The following is a 20838-nucleotide window of genomic DNA, read 5'->3' on the forward strand; positions in this document are numbered from 1 at the left end:
CATGGGGATTGACGACACCGACGAGCAGGTGGCCGCCGCCGCCCCGGTCGAGACGGATCGGCCGGCGGCAGTGGCGCAGGTCTTGGCCGAGATCATCGCGATGATGCGGGAGTACGAACTCCCGCACTGGGAGTCGGCGCTCACCGCGGACCGTCGTCGCGTGCTCGACGGCGACGATGAGGTCTATGGCGTGATCCGCTATCGCCTGTCGGTGCCCCGGGGATTCGCCGACGTGAGGGTGGGGTTCGGCGACCGCGCCTTGAATGCCCGGCTGGATGAACTCCGCACTCGACTCGCTGAGCTCGTCGTCGACCACCAGTCGGTCCTCGACGCAGCGCGGGCGCCGAAGCCGGTGGAGGTGGAGCCCCGTGAGCCCGATCCACCCGCATTCGGGGTACGTGTCGAATACGAGCCCGCGCCCCTGCGCGTGCGAAAACTGATCGCCTCCGACTACCCGCGCGGAACCGTCGTCAATGACGAGGACGGTCGCCTCGTGCGTTCGACCATATCGGTGTTGCATCACGACGAAGCCGGTCGGCTGAGACCCTGGCACTGGATCTGGCTACCCGTCGAGCCTGTCAGCGTCGAAGAGTATCGATCACTCCGGCGAACATGTATCGGTTGGTGGGTTTCTCTCGCGGCCATGCCGGTGATCGCCGTCGGCACGGGTGCTGCAGGGCTCCGGCCCGACATCTGGATGATCGTGGTCATCCTCGCAGGGATCGTCATGACCGGCTCAGCCGTCATGGTGGGGGTGATGGAGCGTCGACGCTCCGCGGTGGTCGCGCTCTACAGCGAGAAGTCGGGAGCTCTCGTCATCCCTCGCAGTCGGGGCTCACGCCTGCATCGAGTCGGTGGCGAGCTGGACTCTCCCGCACACCGCGCTGCCCAAGCCGAGGTTGACGCTGCGGTCGACCGGCGGATGCTGCGACGATTGAAGAGATCTGGAACCTCGGGTGTCCTGTTGGAGTTCTTGTCCTGTGAGGGGCGGCTCCCTGCCGAGGCGCTGGTGATCGCCGCGCTCGGTGAGGGGTGGGAGCTGCGTTTCGCTGGGCCGAGCTCGATGAGCGAGCTGTGGAGCGTGATTCTCGAGAGAGACGTGACGAACCTCGACTCCCATGACGTCCGCGCCGCCCGCGAATACTTCGAGACCCTCGTAGCCTTGGCGCCTTCGGGTTCCTATGATGGCTGGCAGCTCGATGCGGCACGTGAGGGGGAATCGTGACGGAGACGCTCGATCAGTTCCGCGAGGCGCTCGGCAACGCGGTGTCCCGCCGCGAGCTGGGCATCGAGATGACCGATCAGGAAGCCCGAGACATTCTTGCCGACGAGGCGGCGGTCGCCGACTACTACGCGATCTGGGTGCTGGATCGTGGCCGGAAGACGAGCAGTGCGGGTCGGTGGCAGCCGACCGCGGTTGCAGGATTCGTCGTGGTGGTGGTCAGCATCGCCCTTGGCGCCTACTGTTTTGCGCCGATCGCATGGCGGGCCTGCCGTTGTGGGTGGTCATCGGGATCGTCGTGGGCATCGTCTTGTCGGCCAACGGGTTGAGCGCCTGCGCCACCAACGTCACTCGTGGGCGCGGCTTGGCGATCGGGGGCATCGCGCTGGGCCGTGCGGCCGCGCTAGGCGGGATCTCGCTCATTATCTCCGTCGTCTCATCGTGATCCAGCATGTAATAAAACATGGCTTAAAAGCCTAAAACCTGTCATAATCGGCCCATGGCCAAGCGAGGTGTGCCTCTCCGTCCTCATGTTCAGGATGCGTTGTCCATCTGGGGGCAGCTGATCCGTGAGGGTCGAATAGCTCGGGAGTGGACAGCCAGAGACCTCGCAGCTCGCGCGAACGTGTCGGAACAGACGGTGTTATCGGCAGAAGCGGGCAATCGAGGAACCAGCGTCGGCACCATGATGGATCTTGCCGATCTGGTCGGAGTTCCGCTGTTCGGAATCGACGATCGCGCCGAGCTGGCGCAACGTCGACGCCGAGGCGAAGAGATGCTCGCCCTGCTCCCCAGCCGCGTGCGTGCGAAGAAGCGGAATCATGCCGATGACGACTTCTGACGAGCTCTACGTCTGGACATGGTTGCCCGGCCACTCGGAGCCGGTCGTGGCCGGTCGAATGGACCAGGCCGGACCCATCGTCACGTTCATCTACGCCTCGAGTTATCGAGCTCGCCATGATGCCATCAGCCTGTTCGCGCCAGAGCTGCCGCTGCGGCCCGGGATCCAAGAGCCGTTGGACGGACTTGTTATCGCAGGCGCGCTCCGTGACGGCAGCCCAGACCGATGGGGCAGGGGTGTCATCGAGCGGCGACTGGGGGCCGCCCCGAACTCACTCAGCGAGATCGAGTACATGCTGAACTCGGCTTCCAACAGGTTCGGAGCGTTGGACTTCCAGGTCGACCGTGAAGAGTACGTGCCGCGAGATGAGCGCGCGACCCTTGATGAGCTGCAACGGGCGGCCACTCTCGTGGAGGAGGGAAGCGCCCTGCCGAGCGCACTCGACGCGGCCCTCCTTCACGGCACGAGCTTGGGTGGTGCTCGTCCCAAGGCGACCCTCACCGATGACGGAGGGCGCGAGTGGCTGGCGAAGTTCTCGTCGTCGGATGACCGACTGTTCTCGGTCGTCAACGCCGAGGGGGCGATGCTCGAGCTCGCCCGGCGTGCGGGCATGAACGTTCCGGAGAGCAAGGTCGTCTCCTCGTTGGGCAAAGAGGTTCTCTTGGTATCGAGGTTCGACCGCGTGGGAGCCTCAGAACGGCGCCACATCGTCTCCGGTCTCACGATGGCGGAGACGGACGAGATGTACGCGCGGTACGTGTCGTATCCGCAGATCCTCGATGCACTGCGTCTTCATGCCCGGGATGCGACGCAGCCAGGGCCGGAGCTGTTCAGGCGGATCGCGTTCAACATCGCCATCAGCAACAACGACGACCACGCCAGAAACCATGCCGCTTTCTGGGACGGCACGCATCTCGAACTCACCCCGGTCTACGACCTGGCGCCTGGTCAGCGGTCGGGTGACACGTTCACCCAGGCGATGGCGTATGGACGTGGCGGTGCGAAGGTCTCCAACTTCGCGGCGTTGGCGCAGGAGTCGGAGACGTACGGACTGTCTCGGGCGCAGGGCTGGGAGATCATCGGCCAGCTGGTCTCGAGCATCGACGACAACTGGGATGACGCGGCCGACATCGGTCGGCTCAGTAGTGCTGACAAGCGACAGCTCGCGAAGCGGCAGATCCTTCCTCGAGCCGCGTTCTTCGATGGCGAGATCGAACGGTGCTGACTGGGTGCACAAGGGTGTGCTGTGGGCGCTGTGTCAGTGTCCCCGCTCCTCCAAGAACGCGCTGACCTGCCGATGCGTCTCGGTGAGCCGCTCGATCCGCTCCGCCAGACCCGCCCGCACCTGCACGAGCTGCTCCGCGAGCGCATCGTGCGCATCCGTCGGTGCCTCCCCGGTGCAGGCCAGCACCGACACCACGACCTCCCGCGGAAAATCCATCCCGAACAGCATGTGGATGATCTCGGCCCGCTCGACGGTCGAGTCGTCGTACTCCCGGTACCCGTTGGACTCGCGGCGCGCCGAGATGAGCCCGTGCTGCTCGTAGTAGCGCAGCGACCGCGCGCTCACGCCGCTGCGGCGGCTCACCTCGCCGATCCTCATCGCGCGCCTGCAGTGCTCGCCGCGTGTGACGTGCTTGACGCGTTTGACCTTGACATGATGTCAGAGTCTACCGTGACGGTGTCCGGACGAGATCCGCCCCGACGCGAAGGATGTCTCATGCGCTCAACTGTCACGGCCGCCGGCCGCACCCGCTCGTTCACCGTCGTCGGCGACGCCGACGGTCCCGAAGATCGCGCCCTCGTGCTGGTCTTCCACGGCTCACGACAGAACGGCGAGATCCACCGCCGCTTCACCGGCGGCGCCCTCGACCACCTCGCCGACGACGGCCGCGCGGTGGTGGCCTACCTCGACGGCCACCGCGGCAACTGGAACGACGCCCGTGCCGAGAGCTCCTTCCCGGCCCGCCTCGAGCAGGTCGACGACGTCGCATTCGCACGCGCCGTTGTCGACTCCGTGCTCCGATCCCACCGCATCGACCCCCGCCGGGTGATCGGCGTCGGCTACTCCAACGGCGGCCAGATGATCTTCCGCCTCATCCACGACGCCCCGGACCTGCTCGCCGGCGCGGTAATCGTCGCCGCGACCATGCCCGACCGGGCCGGCTTCCTCGGCCCCTTCTCCGAGGACGTCGCGGAGCATCCCATCCCCGTCACCCTCGTGGCCGGCACCGCCGACCGCATCGTCCCCTACAAGGGCGGCCGGATGGCGTGGTGGGCCCGCGCCCTGTTCAAGGTCGGGGGAGTAGCTCTCTCCGCCCCGGCGACGGCCGAGTATTTCGCCCGCCGCAATGGCATCACTGCTCCGCCCATGACCCGGATGTTCCCCACTTCACCCGGCACGCGTCGCCGCCCTCGGATGGATGAGGCGACCTACTGCGAACCAGGTCACTCGCCCGTCACCCTCTACACGGTCCGCGGCGGTGGACACGCGATCCCCGGACCGAAGAAGGCACCCGGGGTACTCGGCCGAACCGGCGTGGACCGCCCCATCGAAACACTCGTTCTCGAGGTGCTCGCACGTGATGGATCTGCGTGAAGGACGGGTTGCCGTCACCGAATCCTCGTCAAGGCCGGATGTGAAGCCCGTCGAGCAGGAGTTGCACCATCGGGTTCGGCGACCCGTCGGGCGACGGCGCGCGGTGGCTGAGGTCACCCACGGCCTGGAGAAGGTCGAGGGGGTCCACGCCGGGCCGAACCTCGCCCGCCGCTGCGGCTGCGTCGAGCAAGGATGTGAGTGCCGGCCCGAGCTTGCCCGTGAGGTGCGCGGGGAGTGAGTCGAACGCCGGGTCGCCCGAGCGCAGCGCGGCCGAGAGCCCCTGCTTGGTGGCGACGAAACGCGTGAACCGGGTGATCCACAGGTCGAGGGCTTCGCCCGGCGGATGCTCGGCCAGCAGGTCGGCCGCCGCGGCGGCGGTCGCGTCGATTTCGGTCGTGAACACGGCGGCCACGAGCTCGGCCCGGTTCGGAAAGTGCCGGTAGAGGGTACCGACGCCGACGCCCGCCTCGGCCGCGATCTCGCGAGCGGGCGCATCCACCCCTGACCGAGCGAACACGGTTCGGGCCGCGATCAGCAGGGCGTCGAGGTTCTGGCGGGCATCCGCCCGCACCTTGCGAGGCGCATCCGATGGCGTCACGACACACCCCCTTGCTTAATCGGAACAACGTTCCGTATAGTGGACGACAGTTTTCGGAACAATGTTCCGCATCCGATCGTACAGGAGGACTTCATGCACTACCGCTCACTCGGCCGCACCGGAATCAAGGTGACGCCCTACGCCCTGGGTGCCATGATGCTCGGCTCGTTCGGCAACCCCGACCGCCAGGAGGGCATTCGCATCATCCATCGCGCGCTCGACGGCGGCATCAATTTCATCGACACCGCCGACCGCTACGGCGACTCGGAGGAGGTGGTGGGCGAGGCGCTCGCCGGCCGGCGCGACGAGATCGTGCTGGCCACGAAATTCTGGGGCCCCGTCGACGACGACGTGAACCACCGTGGCGCGTCGCGCCGGTGGATCATGCAGGCCGTCGAACGCTCCCTCCGCAACCTTCGAACCGACTACATCGACCTCTACCAGCTGCACAGGCCCGACCCCGACACCGACATCGACGAGACACTCTCGGCGCTCACCGACCTGGTGCGCTCAGGCAAGGTGCGCGCGATCGGCACCTCGTCGATGCGGGGTTCTGAGATCGTCGAGGCGCAATGGATGTCTGAGCGACGCGGGTTCGAGCGGTTCCGCACGGAGCAGCCGAACTACTCCATCCTCGACCGTGAGATCGAGCGGGAGATCCTGCCGGTCGCACAGCGGTACGGGATGGGCACGCTCGTGTACAGCCCGCTCGCCGGCGGCGCGCTCTCGGGCAAGTACCGCGCGGGTCAGAGCAACGACAACTTCCGGGCGAGCACTGGTATGCGTCACTTCACTGATGAGCGCCGACTCGCCGCCATCGAAGATCTCGTCGCGCTGGCGGATGAGATCGGTATGCCACTCACGCACCTGGCGATGGCGTTCACGATCGCGCATCCGGGTGTCACCTCGGCGATCGCCGGTCCACGCACCATGGAGCAACTCGAAGACACCCTCTCGGGCGCCGATGTCGCGCTCTCGGACGAGATCCTCGACCGCATCGACGCCATCGTTCCGCCCGGCGAGAGCATCGGCGCGATGGACATGGTCTACCGCGGCACCGAGGTGACGGATGCGGCGACCCGCCGTCGCCCGCCGGCCGGCCGTTCGGCGCGGTAGCGGGGGGCGGTGTTGGCGGGTCAGTGTTCTTCGGGCGTCTCCCACAGCTCGATCGGCAGTCCCTCGGGATCGTGGATGCGCACGAACCGGCCGTACTCGCTGTCCCACTCGGGGCGTCGCTCCACGTCGATCCCGGCGCTCTCCAGCCCGGCCACGAGCTCGTCGAGGTCGGTGACCCGGAGGTTGAGCATGAACGGCTGATCCACGGCGAAGTAGGAGCTGTCGGCGGCGAACGGCGCGAACACGGTCGCTCCCGCCTGCTGCTCCCACACGGCTCCGGCACCCTCCGCTCCGGCGCCGATGCCGAGGTGCTGCGAATACCACGCGGCGCGCGCCTGCGGGTCGCGACTGCGGAAGAACAAACCGCCGATACCGAGAACAGTCATGCGTCACACCGTACTGCGGCCCGGTGCCGCTCCGCGTGGTGACGCATCCGTCAGGCATGGGCACTCGAGTGATTCGATCGGAAGGACCTAAGGTTGCGTTATGGCGATCGTCCCGGTGTTGGGGTGGGTGTTCACGGGCCTGCTGGCCGTTCTGGTGGTGGCGTGCGTGACCGCGGCGCGCGGGATCGTGCCGGTCAACTCGCTGTTCGGGGTGCGCACAGCCGCGGTGATGCGGAGCCCGGCCGCCTGGCGGGCAGGGCACGCAGTCGGCATCCTGCCCAGCGCAGTGGCCTTCGTTCTGGCCCTCGGCTTCAGCCTGGTGGGCCTGGCCGTGTCGGCGGTGTCCGTCGGCGCGATCGTGGTGTTCGCCGGTGGGGTGCTCTGGGTGATCGTCGCCTCCGGCCGCGCGGCCTCGCGTGTCTGAAGGGTTTCATTTAGCACGACGGATGGAGTCGTGGCGATCTGCAAGCGCTTCATTCCTGGTGCTGCCGGGCGCGTCGGCGGAAGGCTTTCTCATGGTTGCTACCCTCTACCCATGTCACTGCCGGAGCGCATCGTCGTCAACCCGGAGGTCGCCCACGGCCGCCCTGCCGTTCGCGGCACGCGCGTTCGCGTGGCCGACGTGATTTCTCTTCTGGCTGCCGGTGCGTCGGAGGCGGAGATCCTCAAGGACTACCCGTATCTCACGGCCGACGACGTCCGAGCCTGCCTAGCGTATGCCGCGGCTCAGGCTGATCACCCGATCCTGCCCGCGTCGTAGCCGGTGTGCTTCATCGTCGCCGCCCAGTTGCCGCCGGCGCTCCCCCGAATCCCGTCCGATCATGGTCAGGGCGAAACGTAAGCGGCTGCGATAGCTACGGTCGAGATAGAATTGATGAGGTCCCACAGGCACGACAGAGGTGAGGGTATGAAGCGCAAGAATGTGACTCTCGATGCGCTCCGCCGCGCCGCGCTGCGCGCCGCCAGAGACTCCGCGACACTGGAGAACCGCTCCGTCCCGGTCGGCACTGTGCGCTCCGAACGAGTCGAACGATTCCTCGCTGCGCGCAAGCAGCAGGTCTGATGCAGTTCGGCCCCGGTTACGGTGAAACGCCGCTGGAACCGGATGAAGCCGACGCGCTGACCCCGCAGGCGAGGGCCGTCTTCGGTGATCAGCCGAGCAAGCTCGAGATCTACGAAGCCGAACAGGCGATCAATGACGAGGTCAGCATTTCGCTTCTCACCGATGTGGTTGCCGGTGAGCTCGACATCGCTGCATTGATTTCCGATGTCTTCCTTCGCGAGCTTCACCGAGGGCTCTATGGTGACCTCTGGACGTGGGCGGAGGCGGGCGCTGAGGGCTGCGAATGCCCGGCTGGCGCGTGCGAGGAGGTGGAGGCGCATGTTCTCGCAAGTTGAGGTGCGCGGGTGCGTGTCGAGCGAGCCGTTCGTCGGCGAAGGGCCGGATGGGGAGGTGGTGGCGTTCCTGGTTTCTGACGATGCTCACGCGGGTCGTCCGGATCCGGCGTGCGAGGTCATCTGCGAGGGAGCGCTTGCGCGGCGCGCGCTTGCGTGCGTGGTCGAGGGGTCGCGAGTCGTCGTGACGGGTGCGCTTCGCGCGTCTCAGCCGCCGAGGTGGGAAGGGAGCGATCTCTGCGTGCTGCGCGTTGAGGCTCGGGCGATCGAGTGTGTCTAGGGCGGCGGGAGGTGTGGACGATGATCGTGAGGCCGACTGCGTAGAGCGCTCAACTCGCCTGGAAGGCGGTCGACGCTGTCGCGGGTGCGCATTTCGTATTACGATAAAGACCATGGATGAGCGCGAGACGATCAACGGTGTTCCTGTCACGGAGGAGCAGATCGATGCCTGGGCGGCTGAGGCTGAGGTGGGATATGACGTGAAGGCGCTCAAGAAGCGCGGTCGCGGTCGTCCGGGGCGCGGTGCCGAGCCGATGCAGGTCGTTGCCATACGGCTTACCGCGGACGAATTAGCCGAGATCGACTTACGCGCTGCGCGCGAGCAGAAGTCCCGGTCTGAAGTCGTCCGTGATGCCCTGGCTGCGTCGGCCGCGTGAGGGTTCATCCCTCCGCGCTGAAGCACGGGGTCGATCCTGAAGATTCGATCCAGGCCGCAACGTGGCCACTGTGGGTCGAAGACCTCGATGACGACAGCCCTGCTCGCCAGCTTCGGCTCGGATTCGACACCGGCGGCCGACTGCTGGAACTCGTCGTGCTGCGGTTCGACAGCGGCAACGAGCTCCTCATCCATTCAATGAAGGCTCGGCCCCAGATGTTCGATCTGCTGCCCTGACAGGGATGCGCCCCAGAGCAGCGGCGCGTGACTTCTTCTATACGCGGTGTTCCGCGTGGGCTTCCTGCACGATGTCGCCGACTCGCTGCGGATGCGATCGAGAATCACCAGGCGGGCGCTAGCCGTCGATTCGATTGCAGGTCCGAGCGCATGCTGCTGAACTGCGCGTCTGCTCCTGCGAGCACGCGAAGTGTCTCGGCTTCCATGGGTGAGGCGATCGTGCGGAGCGGTGACTCGAGGTCCATGCATCGCTTGTGCAGCCAGAGTTGTGATCGCGCAACTCAGGTTGGACGACCATAGGGGAGGATGGCGGAATGAGCGGCTACGTGCGCCCGGCGGTCGAAGCGGTTGTGTTTCGCGACGGCGACGGGCGAGTTATCGAGTACGGGAGCCGGTGGGAGGGGTCGCCGCCGGAGGACACCTACTCGATGAGCGCGCATCCGGAGCGGTTCGCGCCGCTGCATACCGTGGCGGATGCTCTCATCGACTACCTCCGCGACATCTGCGACGTCAGCGTCGAGGAGGGCGATGACGTGGTGGCCGACCTCATCCGTCCCCCGTCTCACGACGTCGTGCGCGCGGTGCGGGTGCGACCTCGCGACCCGGCCTGCGCATCCGTGACCGTGGTGATGACCGCCTACCCCGGCATCTACCTGCACGCCGGCGTGCTGCACGACTTCCACTACCCGGTGTGCGGATGCGACGCCTGCGACTCGACGTGGCAGCACGAGGCCGACAGGCTGGAGGAGCAGGTGCTCGCGGTCGTCGCGGGGAACTACCGCGAGACGCTCGAGCGACGCGAGGGCGAGACGTGGGTCGGGTTCGCGTTCACGTATCCCGACGGCGCGTCTTCGGGTGGGTCTCGTGAGGAGGGCATGTCGCCCGAGAGCTATGCGGTGGCGGATGCGGCGCTGCGCGCCGTGACTGCGGAATGGGCTGCATGGCCGAGGCGTCAAGGCCGATAGCGGCTAGAATATGGCGTAAGAAACATATTTTGGTTCAGGGAGGTGATCGATGTGGCGGATGCATCGACGCTCATCCGTGCTGCCCGTCGAAGTCGACGGCTTACGCAGGAACAACTCGCTGAGCGTGCTCAGCTGGACCAGGGCAGCGTGTCCCGCTCTGAGCGGGGTCGCGATGCGGGGTTCAGCACGATCGATCGACTCCTCGCCGGCGCGGGCCACCGGCTCTACGCGGCACCCACGCGGCGGGACGATGCGGCGTCTTCAGCGGCGGAAATCCGTGAGCACCTCCGTCATGGAGACAAGGATCGCGCCCTGCGTGCGTTGCTTCAACTCAACGACAATCTTCTGGCAGAGCATGGGCTCGTTCGAGGAGTCCTCGGCTTGGCTGAGCCTGAGCCGACCAGAGACCTGGTCTGGGATGCGGCGATTGCGGCCCTCGTGGCGTGGAGGTTGGGCGCAGAGAGAATCCCGCTGCCGACCTGGGTCGACGAGCCGGGGCGATTTCTCTCCGAGCCACGAACGCTCGAGGTCGACTCGGCCGACCCCGTGCCGCCGCGGTCGGAGGTGCCCGACGAGTTCGCGAAGCGGGGCGTGCTCGCCTGGAGTGACACGTTCGCGAGCGTCTGACGATGGCCAGCGCACTGAATCGTGACGACATCATCACAGGTCTGCGTGAACTCATCACCGAACTCCGGGCGGCCGGTCAGGTGGCGGGGATCCGGCTCGTCGGTGGTGCGGCCCTCTCTCTGCGGTACTTCGACCGTGGCATGACGCAGGATCTCGACTCGCTCCACATTCGCCCCGGCAGCGACGAGGCGGTGGCGGATGCGGCGGCCCGAGTCGCTCGACTTCACGATTGGGACCCGGACTGGCTGAACTTCGAGGTGACGAAAGCGGATGCGCTCCCCACGTTGGGGCGTGAGGTCGTGTGGGAGAGCATCTACGACGAAGACGGCATCGTGGTTCAGGTGGCCTCGAAGGAGGCCTTGCTCGCGATGAAATTGAGGGCCAACCGCCCGGGTCGCGATACGCGCGACATCCGTCTCCTGCTGGGGCTGTGCCGCATCGACACCCTCGAGCGGTGCGAGGACTTCTATGAGGAGTTCTATCCCGGTGACGGGCTCGCTCCGCGGGCAGTGAGCATCGTCGAGGCGATCCTCGCTGAAGGTCCGCCTGACGCACCTGAGCCACCGGAGCCGGTCGTGCTCTGAATGGTGAGTGGTGATCCCGTCGAAGGTGCTCCTTTGGGGCGATCGCGTGAGTACGGTGGGGAATCCGGCGTCTCTCGAGGAGTGCGATGACCACCAACATGCGCGATAGCCTGCTCAGCGAGGCCGACCTCGACCGACGGGGCGCACTGCGGCGGATGAAGGTGCTCGCGACTGCGCTGCTGGTCGGGGCCGCCGTCGTGTTCGCGGTGGCGTTCGCGCTGCAGGATCGGTATCCGTGGCTCGGGTTCGTGCGGGCGGCGGCCGAGGGCGCGATGGTGGGGGCGCTCGCGGACTGGTTCGCGGTGACGGCGTTGTTCCGGCATCCGCTCGGGCTGCGCATCCCGCACACCGCGATCATCCCGAACCGAAAAGACGAGATCGGGGTGAGTCTCGGCGAGTTCGTGGAGCAGAACTTCCTCTCCGACGAGGTGGTGCGCAGCAAGCTCGCGACCTTCAGCGTGGCCGATCGGGTGGGGTCATGGCTGGCCGACCCGGCCCATGCCGAGCGGGCGAGCGCCGAGGCTGCCGTGATCGCCCAGGGTGCGCTGCGCATCCTGAGCGACAGCGACGTCGAAGGGCTCATCGAGCGGCTCGCGCGCACGCATCTGTTCGAGAAGGAGTGGGCGCCCACGATCGGGCGGGTGGGAGCCGAGCTCGTGGCGGCCGATCAGCAGCGGGCGGTGGTGGATGCGCTGGTCGAGGCGGCCGAGACGTGGCTGGTCGCGCATCCGGATGCGCTGGGCGAGGTCGTGTCGACGCGGTTGCCCAGGTGGGTGCCCGGGTTCGCGAAGGGGTTCGCCGACGATCGGGCGTACAAGGAACTCGTCGGATTGTTGCGGGCTGTGCGCGACGACCCCGAGCATCCGTTGCGCGTGGCGATCGACGGCTATCTCGTCGATCTCACCGAGCGGCTGCAGCACGATCCGGCGATGGGGGAGCGGGTGGAGGAGATCAAGGCCGTGTTCCTCGCGAGCCCGCGGCTGCGGTCGTTCGCCGGGCAGCTGTGGAGTGCGATCAAGGCGACGGTGAGCGAGGCGCTGGCCGACCCGGCGAGTGAGCTGCGGCGGGCGGCGGCGTCCGCTCTGGTGGATGTGGGGGTGCGGCTCTCGGGCGACCGCACGCTCGCGAGCAAGATCGACGCGTGGATCGCGGATGCGGCGGGGTATGCGGTGCAGAAATACCGGCACGATCTGGCGTCGGTGATCAGCGAGACGGTGCAGCGGTGGGATGCGCGGGAGACCACCGAGAAGATCGAGCTGCAGGTGGGGCGCGATCTGCAGTTCATCCGCATCAACGGCACCGTGGTGGGGGCGATCGCGGGGGTGGGCATCTTTGCCATCGCGACCGGGCTGCATGCGTTGCTCGCGTGAGCGCGCGGTCGACGTGGTGTCGGTCGCGCGCTCAGCACCGACCGTTTCGGGCCGCGAAAGTCGGGCGGGAGGCGATACCGGCGCGGGAGAGTGGGTGTCGAAGGGAGAGCCGTGATCGCTGAGCTGAACAGGCTGGTGGAGTCGGTCGAAGAGCGCCTCGCCGACGAGATCGACGTAGGCGAGCTGGCGCTCGGGCTCGGGACGACCGAGTACCACCTGCGGCGCATGTTCTCGTCGCTGGCGGGTATGCCGCTGTCGGAATACATCCGGCGGCGGCGGATGACCCTGGCGGCGGCGGATGTGGTCGGCGGTGGGGAGCCACTGATCGACATCGCCGTGCGCTACGGCTACGGATCGACCGAGGCCTTCACGCGCGCCTTCCGCGCGGTGCACGGCGTCGGCCCCGGCGATGTCCGGCGCGACGGCGGACCCCTTCGCACGCAACCGCAGCTCAGGTTCCGCCTGACCGTCGAAGGGAACACCGTCATGCACACCCGCCTCGTCGAACGACCCGCGTTCAGGCTCGTCGGGCACGCCGCCCGCGTGCCGCTCATCCATCAGGGCGCCAACCCGCACATCCTCTCGTTCATCGGCGCGCTGCCGGCGGAGGAGCACGCGCGACTCAAGGCCCTGAGTGCTGCCGAGCCGGCCGGGCTGCTCCAGGTGAGTGCGGACGTGGACGCGGACTACCGCGAGGGAACCGAGCTCACCTACCTGCACGGTGTCGCGGTCGGTGCCGACTCGGAGGTGCCCGAAGGGCTCGACGCCTTCGAGGTGGCGAGCGGCATGTGGGCGGTGTTCACGGTGTCGGGGGAGTACCCGACTGCGCTGCAGTCGACCTGGGCGGCGACGGCGTCCGAATGGTTCCCGTCGAACCCCTGGAGGTTGCGGGAGGGACCGTCGATCGTCGCGGTTCTCGAGCGGGCGGATGACTTCTCGACCGCTACCTGCGAACTCTGGTTGCCGGTGGAGCGGGCGTGAGTGCGTGTCACCGCTAAACTGCGGGCATGGTCGAGGTGGGGAGACGGACGGTACTCGCGGGGGCGTGGGCGACGCCGGTGGTGTTGCTCGCGGCGACGGCCCCGGGAGCGGCCGCGAGTGAGACGCACGCCGTCTCGTGGACGTGGGTGCCCGCGGCGGCGAGTGGCGCCGCGGAGGCCTCTTCGACGCTGCGGATCACGAACGACTCGGCCGCCGACGTTGAGGTCACGCTCTCGGTCGCACGCCTGCAGGGCGACACCGAACTCATGTCGTGGAACATGCTCGGCCCCGCGTTCCTCCTGAGCGACCTGTCGAACAGCGACTTCGTCGCCACGGGCACGCTGGCGGCCGGCGGTCAGTACGGTGTGTCGCTCGGCTTCACCGGCCCAGACGGCGAAGCCCGCTCCTTTGCCGCCTCACTGACCAGCCCCGGCGACGCCCAGAGTCCAGCGGTCACCCTCACGTTCCCCTGAACAGAAGTGCGCGCTCCGTCCGTGCGCTAGAATTCTGTACATGACGACACTTCCGGTCGCAGAAGCGCGCGCGAACTTCTCCAAGATCGTGGAGTCCGCCTCGACGACGCACGAGCGCTTCGAGGTCACGCGCAACGGGAGCCGTGCCGTGGTCATCCTCGGCGCCGACGACTACGACGTGCTGCTCGAGACGATCGAGATCCTCAGCGATTCGTCAGCGCTCGAAGCCATTCACGAGGGTCTTCGCGACCTCGAGGCCGACGACCTTGTCGACGCGGATGACCTGCGCGACGCCATGATCGAAGCGCGACGACTCGGTGGCGATTTGCGCGTGAGCGGGCGACCGCCCGTGACCGACGACGAGTGAGCGCGCCCTACGAGGTGCGTTTCACCCGCTCGGCCAAGCGCGCGCTGACCGAGCAGCTGCCTGAAGCCGTCGCCGCAGCGGCGTTCGAGTTCATCATGGGAGCCCTGCGCGACAATCCGAAACGGCTCGGCAAGCAGCTCAACGAGCCCCTCTTTCCGCTCTACTCGGCACGGCGTGGTGAGTATCGCGTGATCTACCGGGTGGAAGACCGCCGCCTCATCATCGAGGTGGTCACCGTGGTTCATCGGCGGGATGCGTATCAAAGCTGAGGCGCGCATCCGCCACCACCCCCTCGATCGCGTCGATCACGAGCGCTGCGTTGTCGTGGGCGATGTCGTGACCGCTGTGCGTCTCGGTGAGGTGCGTCTCATCCGGCACCAGCGTCGCCTGGAACTGCTGCGACGCCGCCTGCGCCCGGTCGATCTGCTCGCCGAGGTCGAGCGGTGTGCCCTCGGGAAGGGTTCCGGCGTCGATCAGCGACTCCCAGATGGGCGCGTACTTCACGTCGGCCGAGAGCACCGTGACGGGCATCGGGCTGATGGCGGGTGCCGCGCGCATCTCGTCGAACACGGCGTCGTCGTCGAGCCGTTCGAGTGCGGGGTATACGGCGATGTCGGCGGGGTCGGAGGCGCCCGACACCTTCCACATCTCGTAGTACTCGGGCGAGAGCGCCGTCTGGAACGCCTCCGACAGCGTGTCGACGAGCACCAGTCCCACCACCTCGTCGGGATGCGCGCTCGCGAAGAGGCGCGCGATCATCCCACCGTACGAGTGCGCCGCCAGCACGTAAGGGCCCGGCACATCCGCGGCTTCGAGCAGCGCCTGCAGGTCGGCGGCGGCCGGTGCGGCGGTGGTGGGCTGCTCGATCGGGTCCGACCGGCTGAACGCGTTGCCGTCGAGCACCGTTCCCGGCCGGTCATAGGTGCACGCGCGCGTGTTCTCGGCGATCGCCGGGTAGACCGGCTTTTGGCCGTCGGATGCGCGGCTCCAGTAGTCGCCCCCGGCCCGCAGCCCTCCGACGAACACCACGGTCGGCGAACCGCTGCCGCTGCACTCGAGATATATCTTCCGCCCGCCGCCCACATCGAACAGCCCCGCGATGGGCGACGCAGACGTGGCGGCGGCCGGGTCTGCGGCGTCGCTGTTCGCGTTGGTGGGGGATCCCCTGGGTGCGATCGGAGAGGAGCACCCCACGAGAGCCGCACAGACGGAGGCGAGCACCAGTGCGGAGCGAAGCATTCGCCCCCGGGCCCCGCGCGGTGGTCGCCCTGGTCGGCGCACCGTCACTCCCGAGCCCCCCGCGTGCGCTTCAGGTGCACCAGCACGAGGCCGGCCGCGAGCAGCGCCGCGCCCAGCGGAGCGGAGATGTCGTTCACGATGACGATGACCGTCTGAAGCGCGATGAGCAGACTCTGGCCCCCGGGCGAGCCGGAATCGACCAACCTGAAGCCGAGCACCGACGTCCCCGTCGTCAGCACGGCCGACAGCACGATGAGGCCGACCCCCGCGATCACGAACCTGTTGCCCGAGCGCATCAGCCCACCTTCCCGCACCTTCCCGCCTGGACGTGTGCGAACAATGCTCACCATAGGCGCTATCGGCGCTCCTGGACACCCCTCACGCCGACGGCGCGTGGCGCTCCAGGAACTCGAACACTTCGGTGGTGTCGACCCCGGTGAACCCCGAGGTCGGCATCGCCGCGTGCAGCGACGAGTTGAGGCGGGCCGACGGATGCGCCTGGCCGGCCCAGCGCGAGGCCAGCCCCGCGGGCGGGCGGCGGCAGCACGACTCGTCGGGGCAGGTCGACGCGAAGCGGTTCACCGTGTCGCGCCCCCGGAACCACTTCGCGTGCGCGAACGCCGTGCCCACCGACACCGAGAACTGCCCGCGACTCGAGGGCTGGATGCGCGAGGTGCACCAGTAGGTGCCCGCCGGCTTGTCGGTGTACTGGTGGTAGGGGCTGAAGCGGTCCTCCACGTCGAACACCCGCCGCGCGCTCCAGAAGCGGCACACGGTCTGCCCCTCCACCGCGCCCAGCGCATCCGTCGGGAACTGCACGCTGTCGTTCTCGTAGGCCTTCGAGATCGACCCCGACTCGTGCACCTTCAAGAAGTGCACGGGAATGCCGAGGTGCTCCGTCGCCAGGTTGGTGAAACGGTGCGCCGCCGTCTCGTAGCTCACGCCGAACGCATCCCGCAGGTCTTCGACCGACAGCTCGCGCGCATCCTTCGCGGCCGACAGGATGCTCACCGCGGCCGCCTCGGCCACCAGCAGCGCTGCCGCGAGATAGTTCGTCTGCACCCGCTGCTGCAAGAACTCGCCGTAGTCGCGCGGTTCGGCGTGCCCGAGCACGTGCGAGGCGAGGGCCTGCAGCACCACCGAGCGCGGGTCGGCGTCGGGACTCTGGCCGAGCGGCACGTAGATGCGACCGTTGCGCAGGTCGGTCACCGAGCGGGTCGAGCCCGGGAGATCGCCCGCGTAGTGGAGGGTGAACCCCAGGTGCGAGGCCAGATCGGATGCGACCCGCTGCGACAGGGGACCGCCGCGGTGACCGACGGCGGCATGCAAGGCAGCGGCCTGCTGCTCGAGTTCGGCGAAGTAGTTGTGGCGGGCGCGCATCGACTGCCGCAGCTGCGTGTTCGCGCGGCGGGCCTCCTCGGGGGTGGCGGCGCGCTCGTTGTGCACGCGCTCCAGCTCGCGGTGGAGGCTGAGGATGGTGCGGATGGCGTCGTCGCTGAGCGACTTGCGCAGGGGGAGGGGCGGCAGCCCGAGCGACGCGAAGAGCGGCCCGCGCTGGGCTCGTTCGAGCGCGATCTCGAGAGCGGCGCGCTCGGTCGGCGGCTCGGCGCTCATGAGCTGCTGCACGCCCACCCCGAGCGCCGAGGCGAACCGCTGCAGCTCGCCCAGCTTCAGTTCGCGGCGGCCGTTCTCGACGACCGAGACCTGTGAGGGGGCGCGGCCGATGGCGGTGCCGAGGTCGTCGAGGGTGAGGCCGCGCTCGGTGCGCAGCTGCCGGATGCGGCGGCCGATGGTGAGGGAGTCGAGCATGAGTCCATCGTGCGCGGGGGTGGGAGACGTCGTCGTCATGCCGACAGTCTCGCAGAGCGCGTTCTTCGTGAAAACAGAAGAAGGCCAGAATTTCTGGCCGAGATTCTCGAGAAGAAGGCTTGTGCAGGCCCCAGAGTCGAACCCAAGCACGATCTCGACCTCATTGGAGCATCGACATGAGCACCACCACCCGACCCGGAGACCAGATCCAGACCGCCGCCGACCTGGAGCGCAGCTGGAAGACCGACGCCCGCTGGAACGGCATCCAGCGCGACTACAGCGCCGAAGACGTCATCGCGCTCCGCGGCCGGGTCGCCGAAGAGAACACCCTCGCCGCCCGCGGTGCCGAGCGCCTGTGGGAGCTCATCCACTGCGACGACGAGTGGGTGGCCGCCCTCGGCGCCCTCACCGGCAACCAGGCGGTGCAGCAGGTGCGCGCCGGCCTCAAGGCCATCTACCTCTCCGGCTGGCAGGTGGCCGCCGACGCCAACCTCAGCGGCCAGACCTACCCCGACCAGAGCCTCTACCCGGCCAACTCGGTGCCGGCCGTCGTGCGCCGCATCAACAACGCCCTGCTGCGCGCCGACCAGATCGAGTTCGCGGAGGGGCTGCCCGAGCGGGAGTGGCTGGTGCCGATCGTGGCGGATGCGGAGGCGGGCTTCGGCGGCCCGCTCAACGCCTACGAGCTCATGAAGTCCATGATCCAGGCCGGCGCCGCGGGCGTGCACTGGGAGGACCAGCTGGCCAGCGAGAAGAAGTGCGGGCACATGGGAGGCAAGGTGCTCATCCCGACTAGCCAGCACATCCGCACCCTCAATGCGGCCCGCCTGGCGGCCGACGTCGCCGGCGTGCCGACCATCGTCATCGCGCGCACCGACTCGCTCGCCGCCAACCTCATCACGAGCGACGTCGACGACCGCGACAAGCCGTTCCTCGACGGCACCCGCACCCCGGAGGGCTTCTACGGCACCACACCGGGCATCGACACCGTCATCGAGCGTGGTCTCGCCTACGCGCCCTACGCCGACCTGCTCTGGGTGGAGTCGAGCGAGCCCGACATCGAGCTCGCCCGCCGCTTCGCCGAGGCGATCCACGCCGAGTTCCCCGGCAAGCTGCTCGCCTACAACTGCAGCCCCAGCTTCAACTGGAAGAGCAAGCTGACGGATGCGCAGATCGCCACCTTCCAGAGCGACCTGTCGGCGATGGGCTACAAGTTCCAGTTCATCACCCTCGCGGGCTTCCACGCCCTCAACCACTCCATGTACACGCTCGCCCGCGGCTACGGCGAGACGCACATGAGCGCCTACGTCGAGCTGCAGGAGGCCGAATTCGCCTCCGAGGCCGACGGATACACCGCCACGAAACACCAGCGTGAGGTGGGCACCGGCTACTTCGACCGGATCGCCACGGCCCTGAACCCCGAGAGCGCCACCCTCGCGCTCGTGGGTTCGACCGAGTCCGAGCAGTTCCACTGAGCTGCACCCACGACCGCAGTGCCACTGCGTCCGCGATTCATTCTGTGAAAGGCATACGACGATGTCCCACCCCACCCCCACCTCCACCACGGTGCACGCCGAGCAGGGCGAGCGCTTCGACGAGATCCTCACCCCCGAGGCGCTCGCCTTCCTCACCCGGCTGCACGACCAGTTCGCCGGCCGCCGCCAGGAGCGGCTCGCCGACCGCATGGCCCGCCGCAAGCACATCGAGAACGGCCGCGACCTGCGGTTCCTGCCCGAGACCGCGCACATCCGCGAGAACACCGAGTGGCGGGTCGCCGGTGCCGGGCCCGGGCTCGAAGACCGCCGCGTGGAGATCACCGGGCCCACCGACCCGAAGATGACCATCAACGCGCTGAACTCGGGTGCGAAGGCGTGGCTCGCCGATCTCGAAGACGCCACCAGCCCCACCTGGGCCAACGTCATCGGCGGCCAGCTGTCGCTTCACGACGCCATCCGCGACCGGCTCGAGTTCACGAGCCCGGAGGGCAAGCACTACACCGTTACCGCGTCACCCGACGAGCGCCCGACCATCATCATGAGGCCGCGCGGCTGGCACCTCACCGAGAAGCACCTGGGCTACACCGACCGGGCCGGCTACACCCGTGCGGCGTCCGCATCCCTGGTCGACTTCGGGCTCTACGCGTTCCACAACGCCACCGCTCTCATCGAGTCGGGGCGCGGACCGTACTTCTACTTGCCGAAGATCGAGAACCACCTCGAGGCGCGGCTGTGGGACGACGTGTTCACCTTCACCGAGAACGCCCTGCACATTCCGCACGGCACCATCCGGGCGACGGTGCTCATCGAGACCATCCCGGCGGCCTACGAGATGGACGAGATCCTCTACGAACTGCGCGACCACGCCGCGGGCCTCAACGCCGGGCGCTGGGACTACATCTTCAGCATCATCAAGAACTTCCGCGATCGCGGGCGCGGCTTCGTGCTCCCCGACCGTGCGCAGATCACGATGACGGTGCCATTCATGCGCGCCTACACCGAGCTGCTCGTGCAGACCTGCCACAAGCGGGGAGCACATGCCATCGGGGGCATGAGCGCGTTCATCCCGAACCGGCGCGACCCCGAGGCCACCGAGCGGGCTCTGGCGAAGGTGAGCGACGACAAGCGGCGCGAGGCCGGCGACGGCTTCGACGGAACGTGGGTGGCGCATCCCGACCTCATCCCCACGGCGCGCGCCGAGTTCGACGCGGTGCTGAGCGACCGGCCGAACCAGCTCGAGCGCACCCGCCCCGAGGTGTCGGTGACGGCGGCGCAGCTGGTCGACCTCAGTGGCATCGACCGCACGGTGACGGATGCCGGGGTGCGGTCGAACGTGTCGGTCGCCCTGCGCTACCTCGAGAGCTGGCTGCGGGGCACGGGCGCCGCGGCGATCGACGGGCTCATGGAGGACGCGGCCACGGCGGAGATCTCGCGGTCGCAGCTGTGGCAGTGGATCCACCAGGGTGTCGTGACCGCGGAGGGCACGCGGGTGACCCGGGCGCACGTCGAGTCGGAGCTGCACGAGGTGCTGCGCAGCCTCGACCGCTCGCTCGACGACCGCTTCGACGACGCGGAGAACATCCTGCGCATGGTGGCCCTCGAGGAGGACTTCCCCACCTTCCTCACCATCCCCGCCTACGCGCACTACCTGGTGGACACCGCCCCCGCTCGCACCCGCGAGCCCGTCGCCGCCTGACCGCCCGCGCGGCGCGCGTTCGGGAGGAGGATCCGGTCACACCTGGCTCTCATGCCGGGGGTGGCCGGCTCCTCCTCCCACCCTGCCGCCTGGGTGAATCGCGCTAGTGGCGGCGGCTCTGCACACGCCACCGGTGGTCGCGAGCCTCATCCCCCCAGTTCGTCGGCCGAGCCCTCGCGCGC

28 protein-coding genes are annotated in these 20838 nt (G+C 68.1%); 22 read left to right on the forward strand and 6 right to left on the reverse strand.

The genetic code is table 11. The features are described from left to right. Position 1 precedes the first annotated feature (1 nt). The 4 genes from N1031_RS07840 (at position 2) to N1031_RS07855 (ending at position 3288) form a co-directional block, all read left to right on the forward strand. Positions 2-1225: a hypothetical protein gene (locus N1031_RS07840; protein ID WP_259479061.1), complete on the forward strand. Its 1224-nt coding sequence runs from the start codon at positions 2-4 to the stop codon at positions 1223-1225. After that, entirely contained in the window at positions 1222-1551 is a 330-nt protein-coding gene (locus tag N1031_RS07845) for a hypothetical protein (RefSeq protein ID WP_259479062.1), read from the forward strand. Before N1031_RS07840 ends, N1031_RS07845 begins: the two co-directional genes overlap by 4 nt. 170 nt (positions 1552-1721) lie before the next feature. Next, positions 1722-2063 (forward strand): helix-turn-helix transcriptional regulator, encoded by a 342-nt coding sequence (locus tag N1031_RS07850; protein ID WP_259479063.1) that lies wholly within the window; start codon positions 1722-1724, stop codon positions 2061-2063. After that, complete coding sequence (locus N1031_RS07855; protein ID WP_259479064.1) at positions 2044-3288, forward strand: type II toxin-antitoxin system HipA family toxin; 1245 nt, start codon at positions 2044-2046, stop codon at positions 3286-3288. The genes N1031_RS07850 and N1031_RS07855 overlap by 20 nt, the downstream gene beginning before the upstream one ends. A gap of 33 nt (positions 3289-3321) precedes the next feature. Here N1031_RS07855 and N1031_RS07860 read toward each other — a convergent pair whose 3' ends face one another. After that, a complete protein-coding gene (locus N1031_RS07860) occupies positions 3322-3666 on the reverse strand; it encodes a MerR family transcriptional regulator (protein ID WP_259479065.1) in 345 nt (114 codons plus the stop codon). 117 nt (positions 3667-3783) lie between these two features. Here N1031_RS07860 and N1031_RS07865 point away from each other — a divergent pair, with 117 nt between their 5' ends. Further along, positions 3784-4662 (forward strand): CE1 family esterase, encoded by an 879-nt coding sequence (locus tag N1031_RS07865; protein WP_259479066.1) that lies wholly within the window; start codon positions 3784-3786, stop codon positions 4660-4662. 28 nt (positions 4663-4690) lie between these two features. Here N1031_RS07865 and N1031_RS07870 read toward each other — a convergent pair whose 3' ends face one another. Next, the gene (locus N1031_RS07870; RefSeq protein WP_259479067.1) at positions 4691-5260 is read right to left on the reverse strand and encodes a TetR/AcrR family transcriptional regulator; all 570 of its coding nucleotides are present in this window, start codon (positions 5258-5260) and stop codon (positions 4691-4693) included. A gap of 93 nt (positions 5261-5353) precedes the next feature. On the opposite strand from N1031_RS07870, the gene N1031_RS07875 reads away from it, so the two are divergent. Then, on the forward strand, positions 5354-6376 hold the full coding sequence (locus tag N1031_RS07875; RefSeq protein WP_259479068.1) for an aldo/keto reductase: 1023 nt from the start codon (positions 5354-5356) through the stop codon (positions 6374-6376). A gap of 20 nt (positions 6377-6396) precedes the next feature. Here N1031_RS07875 and N1031_RS07880 read toward each other — a convergent pair whose 3' ends face one another. Further along, positions 6397-6762, reverse strand: coding sequence for a VOC family protein (locus N1031_RS07880; protein WP_259479069.1), 366 nt, complete (start codon positions 6760-6762; stop codon positions 6397-6399). A 100-nt stretch (positions 6763-6862) separates the two neighbouring features. On the opposite strand from N1031_RS07880, the gene N1031_RS07885 reads away from it, so the two are divergent. The 14 genes from N1031_RS07885 (at position 6863) to N1031_RS07950 (ending at position 14685) form a co-directional block, all read left to right on the forward strand. Next, on the forward strand, positions 6863-7186 hold the full coding sequence (locus N1031_RS07885; RefSeq protein ID WP_259479070.1) for an SdpI family protein: 324 nt from the start codon (positions 6863-6865) through the stop codon (positions 7184-7186). Between the two features lie 111 nt (positions 7187-7297). Continuing rightward, positions 7298-7522: a DUF433 domain-containing protein gene (locus N1031_RS07890; protein ID WP_259479072.1), complete on the forward strand. Its 225-nt coding sequence runs from the start codon at positions 7298-7300 to the stop codon at positions 7520-7522. Between the two features lie 147 nt (positions 7523-7669). Next, positions 7670-7825, forward strand: a complete 156-nt coding sequence (locus tag N1031_RS07895; RefSeq protein ID WP_259479073.1) for a hypothetical protein — start codon at positions 7670-7672, stop codon at positions 7823-7825. Continuing rightward, positions 7825-8160: a hypothetical protein gene (locus N1031_RS07900; protein WP_259479074.1), complete on the forward strand. Its 336-nt coding sequence runs from the start codon at positions 7825-7827 to the stop codon at positions 8158-8160. Before N1031_RS07895 ends, N1031_RS07900 begins: the two co-directional genes overlap by 1 nt. A gap of 389 nt (positions 8161-8549) precedes the next feature. Further along, positions 8550-8813: a ribbon-helix-helix protein, CopG family gene (locus N1031_RS07905; RefSeq protein ID WP_259479075.1), complete on the forward strand. Its 264-nt coding sequence runs from the start codon at positions 8550-8552 to the stop codon at positions 8811-8813. After that, a complete protein-coding gene (locus tag N1031_RS07910; protein ID WP_259479076.1) occupies positions 8810-9049 on the forward strand; it encodes a toxin in 240 nt (79 codons plus the stop codon). Before N1031_RS07905 ends, N1031_RS07910 begins: the two co-directional genes overlap by 4 nt. A 314-nt stretch (positions 9050-9363) precedes the next feature. Further along, the gene (locus tag N1031_RS07915) at positions 9364-10014 is read left to right on the forward strand and encodes a DUF6226 family protein (RefSeq protein ID WP_259479077.1); all 651 of its coding nucleotides are present in this window, start codon (positions 9364-9366) and stop codon (positions 10012-10014) included. A gap of 42 nt (positions 10015-10056) precedes the next feature. Further along, complete coding sequence (locus tag N1031_RS07920; protein ID WP_259479079.1) at positions 10057-10641, forward strand: helix-turn-helix domain-containing protein; 585 nt, start codon at positions 10057-10059, stop codon at positions 10639-10641. A gap of 2 nt (positions 10642-10643) precedes the next feature. After that, positions 10644-11225, forward strand: coding sequence for a hypothetical protein (locus N1031_RS07925; RefSeq protein ID WP_259479081.1), 582 nt, complete (start codon positions 10644-10646; stop codon positions 11223-11225). An 86-nt stretch (positions 11226-11311) separates the two neighbouring features. Further along, positions 11312-12595 (forward strand): DUF445 domain-containing protein, encoded by a 1284-nt coding sequence (locus tag N1031_RS07930; RefSeq protein WP_259479082.1) that lies wholly within the window; start codon positions 11312-11314, stop codon positions 12593-12595. A 111-nt stretch (positions 12596-12706) separates the two neighbouring features. Then, a complete protein-coding gene (locus N1031_RS07935; protein WP_259479083.1) occupies positions 12707-13576 on the forward strand; it encodes an AraC family transcriptional regulator in 870 nt (289 codons plus the stop codon). 26 nt (positions 13577-13602) lie between these two features. Continuing rightward, positions 13603-14049, forward strand: coding sequence for a hypothetical protein (locus N1031_RS07940; RefSeq protein ID WP_259479084.1), 447 nt, complete (start codon positions 13603-13605; stop codon positions 14047-14049). Between the two features lie 40 nt (positions 14050-14089). Then, on the forward strand, positions 14090-14416 hold the full coding sequence (locus N1031_RS07945; RefSeq protein WP_259479085.1) for a type II toxin-antitoxin system Phd/YefM family antitoxin: 327 nt from the start codon (positions 14090-14092) through the stop codon (positions 14414-14416). Then, positions 14413-14685, forward strand: a complete 273-nt coding sequence (locus N1031_RS07950) for a type II toxin-antitoxin system RelE family toxin (RefSeq protein WP_259479086.1) — start codon at positions 14413-14415, stop codon at positions 14683-14685. Before N1031_RS07945 ends, N1031_RS07950 begins: the two co-directional genes overlap by 4 nt. Here N1031_RS07950 and N1031_RS07955 read toward each other — a convergent pair. The 3 genes from N1031_RS07955 to N1031_RS07965 all read right to left on the reverse strand — a co-directional run bounded on the left by N1031_RS07955 (position 14648) and on the right by N1031_RS07965 (position 17503). Next, complete coding sequence (locus tag N1031_RS07955; protein ID WP_259479087.1) at positions 14648-15655, reverse strand: alpha/beta fold hydrolase; 1008 nt, start codon at positions 15653-15655, stop codon at positions 14648-14650. The two genes, N1031_RS07950 and N1031_RS07955, sit on opposite strands and share 38 nt — an antisense overlap. Positions 15656-15699: 44 nt before the next feature. Next, positions 15700-15951 carry a hypothetical protein gene (locus tag N1031_RS07960; protein ID WP_259479088.1) on the reverse strand — a complete coding sequence of 84 codons (252 nt, stop codon included), beginning with the start codon at positions 15949-15951 and terminating at the stop codon, positions 15700-15702. A gap of 82 nt (positions 15952-16033) precedes the next feature. Then, complete coding sequence (locus N1031_RS07965; RefSeq protein ID WP_259479089.1) at positions 16034-17503, reverse strand: helix-turn-helix domain-containing protein; 1470 nt, start codon at positions 17501-17503, stop codon at positions 16034-16036. A 137-nt stretch (positions 17504-17640) separates the two neighbouring features. Here N1031_RS07965 and aceA point away from each other — a divergent pair, with 137 nt between their 5' ends. Together aceA and aceB are read left to right on the forward strand one after the other, a co-directional pair. Next, the gene (gene aceA, locus N1031_RS07970; protein WP_259479090.1) at positions 17641-18939 is read left to right on the forward strand and encodes an isocitrate lyase; all 1299 of its coding nucleotides are present in this window, start codon (positions 17641-17643) and stop codon (positions 18937-18939) included. A 61-nt stretch (positions 18940-19000) separates the two neighbouring features. Then, entirely contained in the window at positions 19001-20656 is a 1656-nt protein-coding gene (aceB, locus tag N1031_RS07975; protein ID WP_259479091.1) for a malate synthase A, read from the forward strand. The last annotated feature ends 182 nt before the right edge of the window (positions 20657-20838 follow it).

The sequence above is a fragment of the Herbiconiux moechotypicola genome (genome assembly GCF_024979255.1).
Classification (GTDB): Bacteria; Actinomycetota; Actinomycetes; order Actinomycetales; family Microbacteriaceae; genus Herbiconiux; species Herbiconiux moechotypicola.

Excerpts from the sequence above, each read along its gene's own strand:
- N1031_RS07865 (WP_259479066.1), top strand. The coding sequence starts at position 3,784 with ATGCGCTCAACTGTCACGGCCGCCGGCCGCACCCGCTCGTTCACCGTC.
- N1031_RS07925 (WP_259479081.1), top strand. The coding sequence starts at position 10,644 with ATGGCCAGCGCACTGAATCGTGACGACATCATCACAGGTCTGCGTGAA.
- N1031_RS07955 (WP_259479087.1), bottom strand. The coding sequence starts at position 15,655 with ATGCTTCGCTCCGCACTGGTGCTCGCCTCCGTCTGTGCGGCTCTCGTG.
- N1031_RS07905 (WP_259479075.1), top strand. The coding sequence starts at position 8,550 with ATGGATGAGCGCGAGACGATCAACGGTGTTCCTGTCACGGAGGAGCAG.
- N1031_RS07855 (WP_259479064.1), top strand. The coding sequence starts at position 2,044 with ATGCCGATGACGACTTCTGACGAGCTCTACGTCTGGACATGGTTGCCC.
- N1031_RS07850 (WP_259479063.1), top strand. The coding sequence starts at position 1,722 with ATGGCCAAGCGAGGTGTGCCTCTCCGTCCTCATGTTCAGGATGCGTTG.
- aceA (WP_259479090.1), top strand. The coding sequence starts at position 17,641 with ATGAGCACCACCACCCGACCCGGAGACCAGATCCAGACCGCCGCCGAC.
- N1031_RS07880 (WP_259479069.1), bottom strand. The coding sequence starts at position 6,762 with ATGACTGTTCTCGGTATCGGCGGTTTGTTCTTCCGCAGTCGCGACCCG.
- N1031_RS07930 (WP_259479082.1), top strand. The coding sequence starts at position 11,312 with ATGACCACCAACATGCGCGATAGCCTGCTCAGCGAGGCCGACCTCGAC.
- N1031_RS07885 (WP_259479070.1), top strand. The coding sequence starts at position 6,863 with ATGGCGATCGTCCCGGTGTTGGGGTGGGTGTTCACGGGCCTGCTGGCC.
- N1031_RS07875 (WP_259479068.1), top strand. The coding sequence starts at position 5,354 with ATGCACTACCGCTCACTCGGCCGCACCGGAATCAAGGTGACGCCCTAC.
- N1031_RS07960 (WP_259479088.1), bottom strand. The coding sequence starts at position 15,951 with ATGCGCTCGGGCAACAGGTTCGTGATCGCGGGGGTCGGCCTCATCGTG.
- N1031_RS07940 (WP_259479084.1), top strand. The coding sequence starts at position 13,603 with ATGGTCGAGGTGGGGAGACGGACGGTACTCGCGGGGGCGTGGGCGACG.
- N1031_RS07895 (WP_259479073.1), top strand. The coding sequence starts at position 7,670 with ATGAAGCGCAAGAATGTGACTCTCGATGCGCTCCGCCGCGCCGCGCTG.
- N1031_RS07965 (WP_259479089.1), bottom strand. The coding sequence starts at position 17,503 with ATGACGACGACGTCTCCCACCCCCGCGCACGATGGACTCATGCTCGAC.
- N1031_RS07890 (WP_259479072.1), top strand. The coding sequence starts at position 7,298 with ATGTCACTGCCGGAGCGCATCGTCGTCAACCCGGAGGTCGCCCACGGC.
- N1031_RS07900 (WP_259479074.1), top strand. The coding sequence starts at position 7,825 with ATGCAGTTCGGCCCCGGTTACGGTGAAACGCCGCTGGAACCGGATGAA.
- N1031_RS07915 (WP_259479077.1), top strand. The coding sequence starts at position 9,364 with ATGAGCGGCTACGTGCGCCCGGCGGTCGAAGCGGTTGTGTTTCGCGAC.
- N1031_RS07840 (WP_259479061.1), top strand. The coding sequence starts at position 2 with ATGGGGATTGACGACACCGACGAGCAGGTGGCCGCCGCCGCCCCGGTC.
- N1031_RS07945 (WP_259479085.1), top strand. The coding sequence starts at position 14,090 with ATGACGACACTTCCGGTCGCAGAAGCGCGCGCGAACTTCTCCAAGATC.
- N1031_RS07860 (WP_259479065.1), bottom strand. The coding sequence starts at position 3,666 with ATGAGGATCGGCGAGGTGAGCCGCCGCAGCGGCGTGAGCGCGCGGTCG.
- aceB (WP_259479091.1), top strand. The coding sequence starts at position 19,001 with ATGTCCCACCCCACCCCCACCTCCACCACGGTGCACGCCGAGCAGGGC.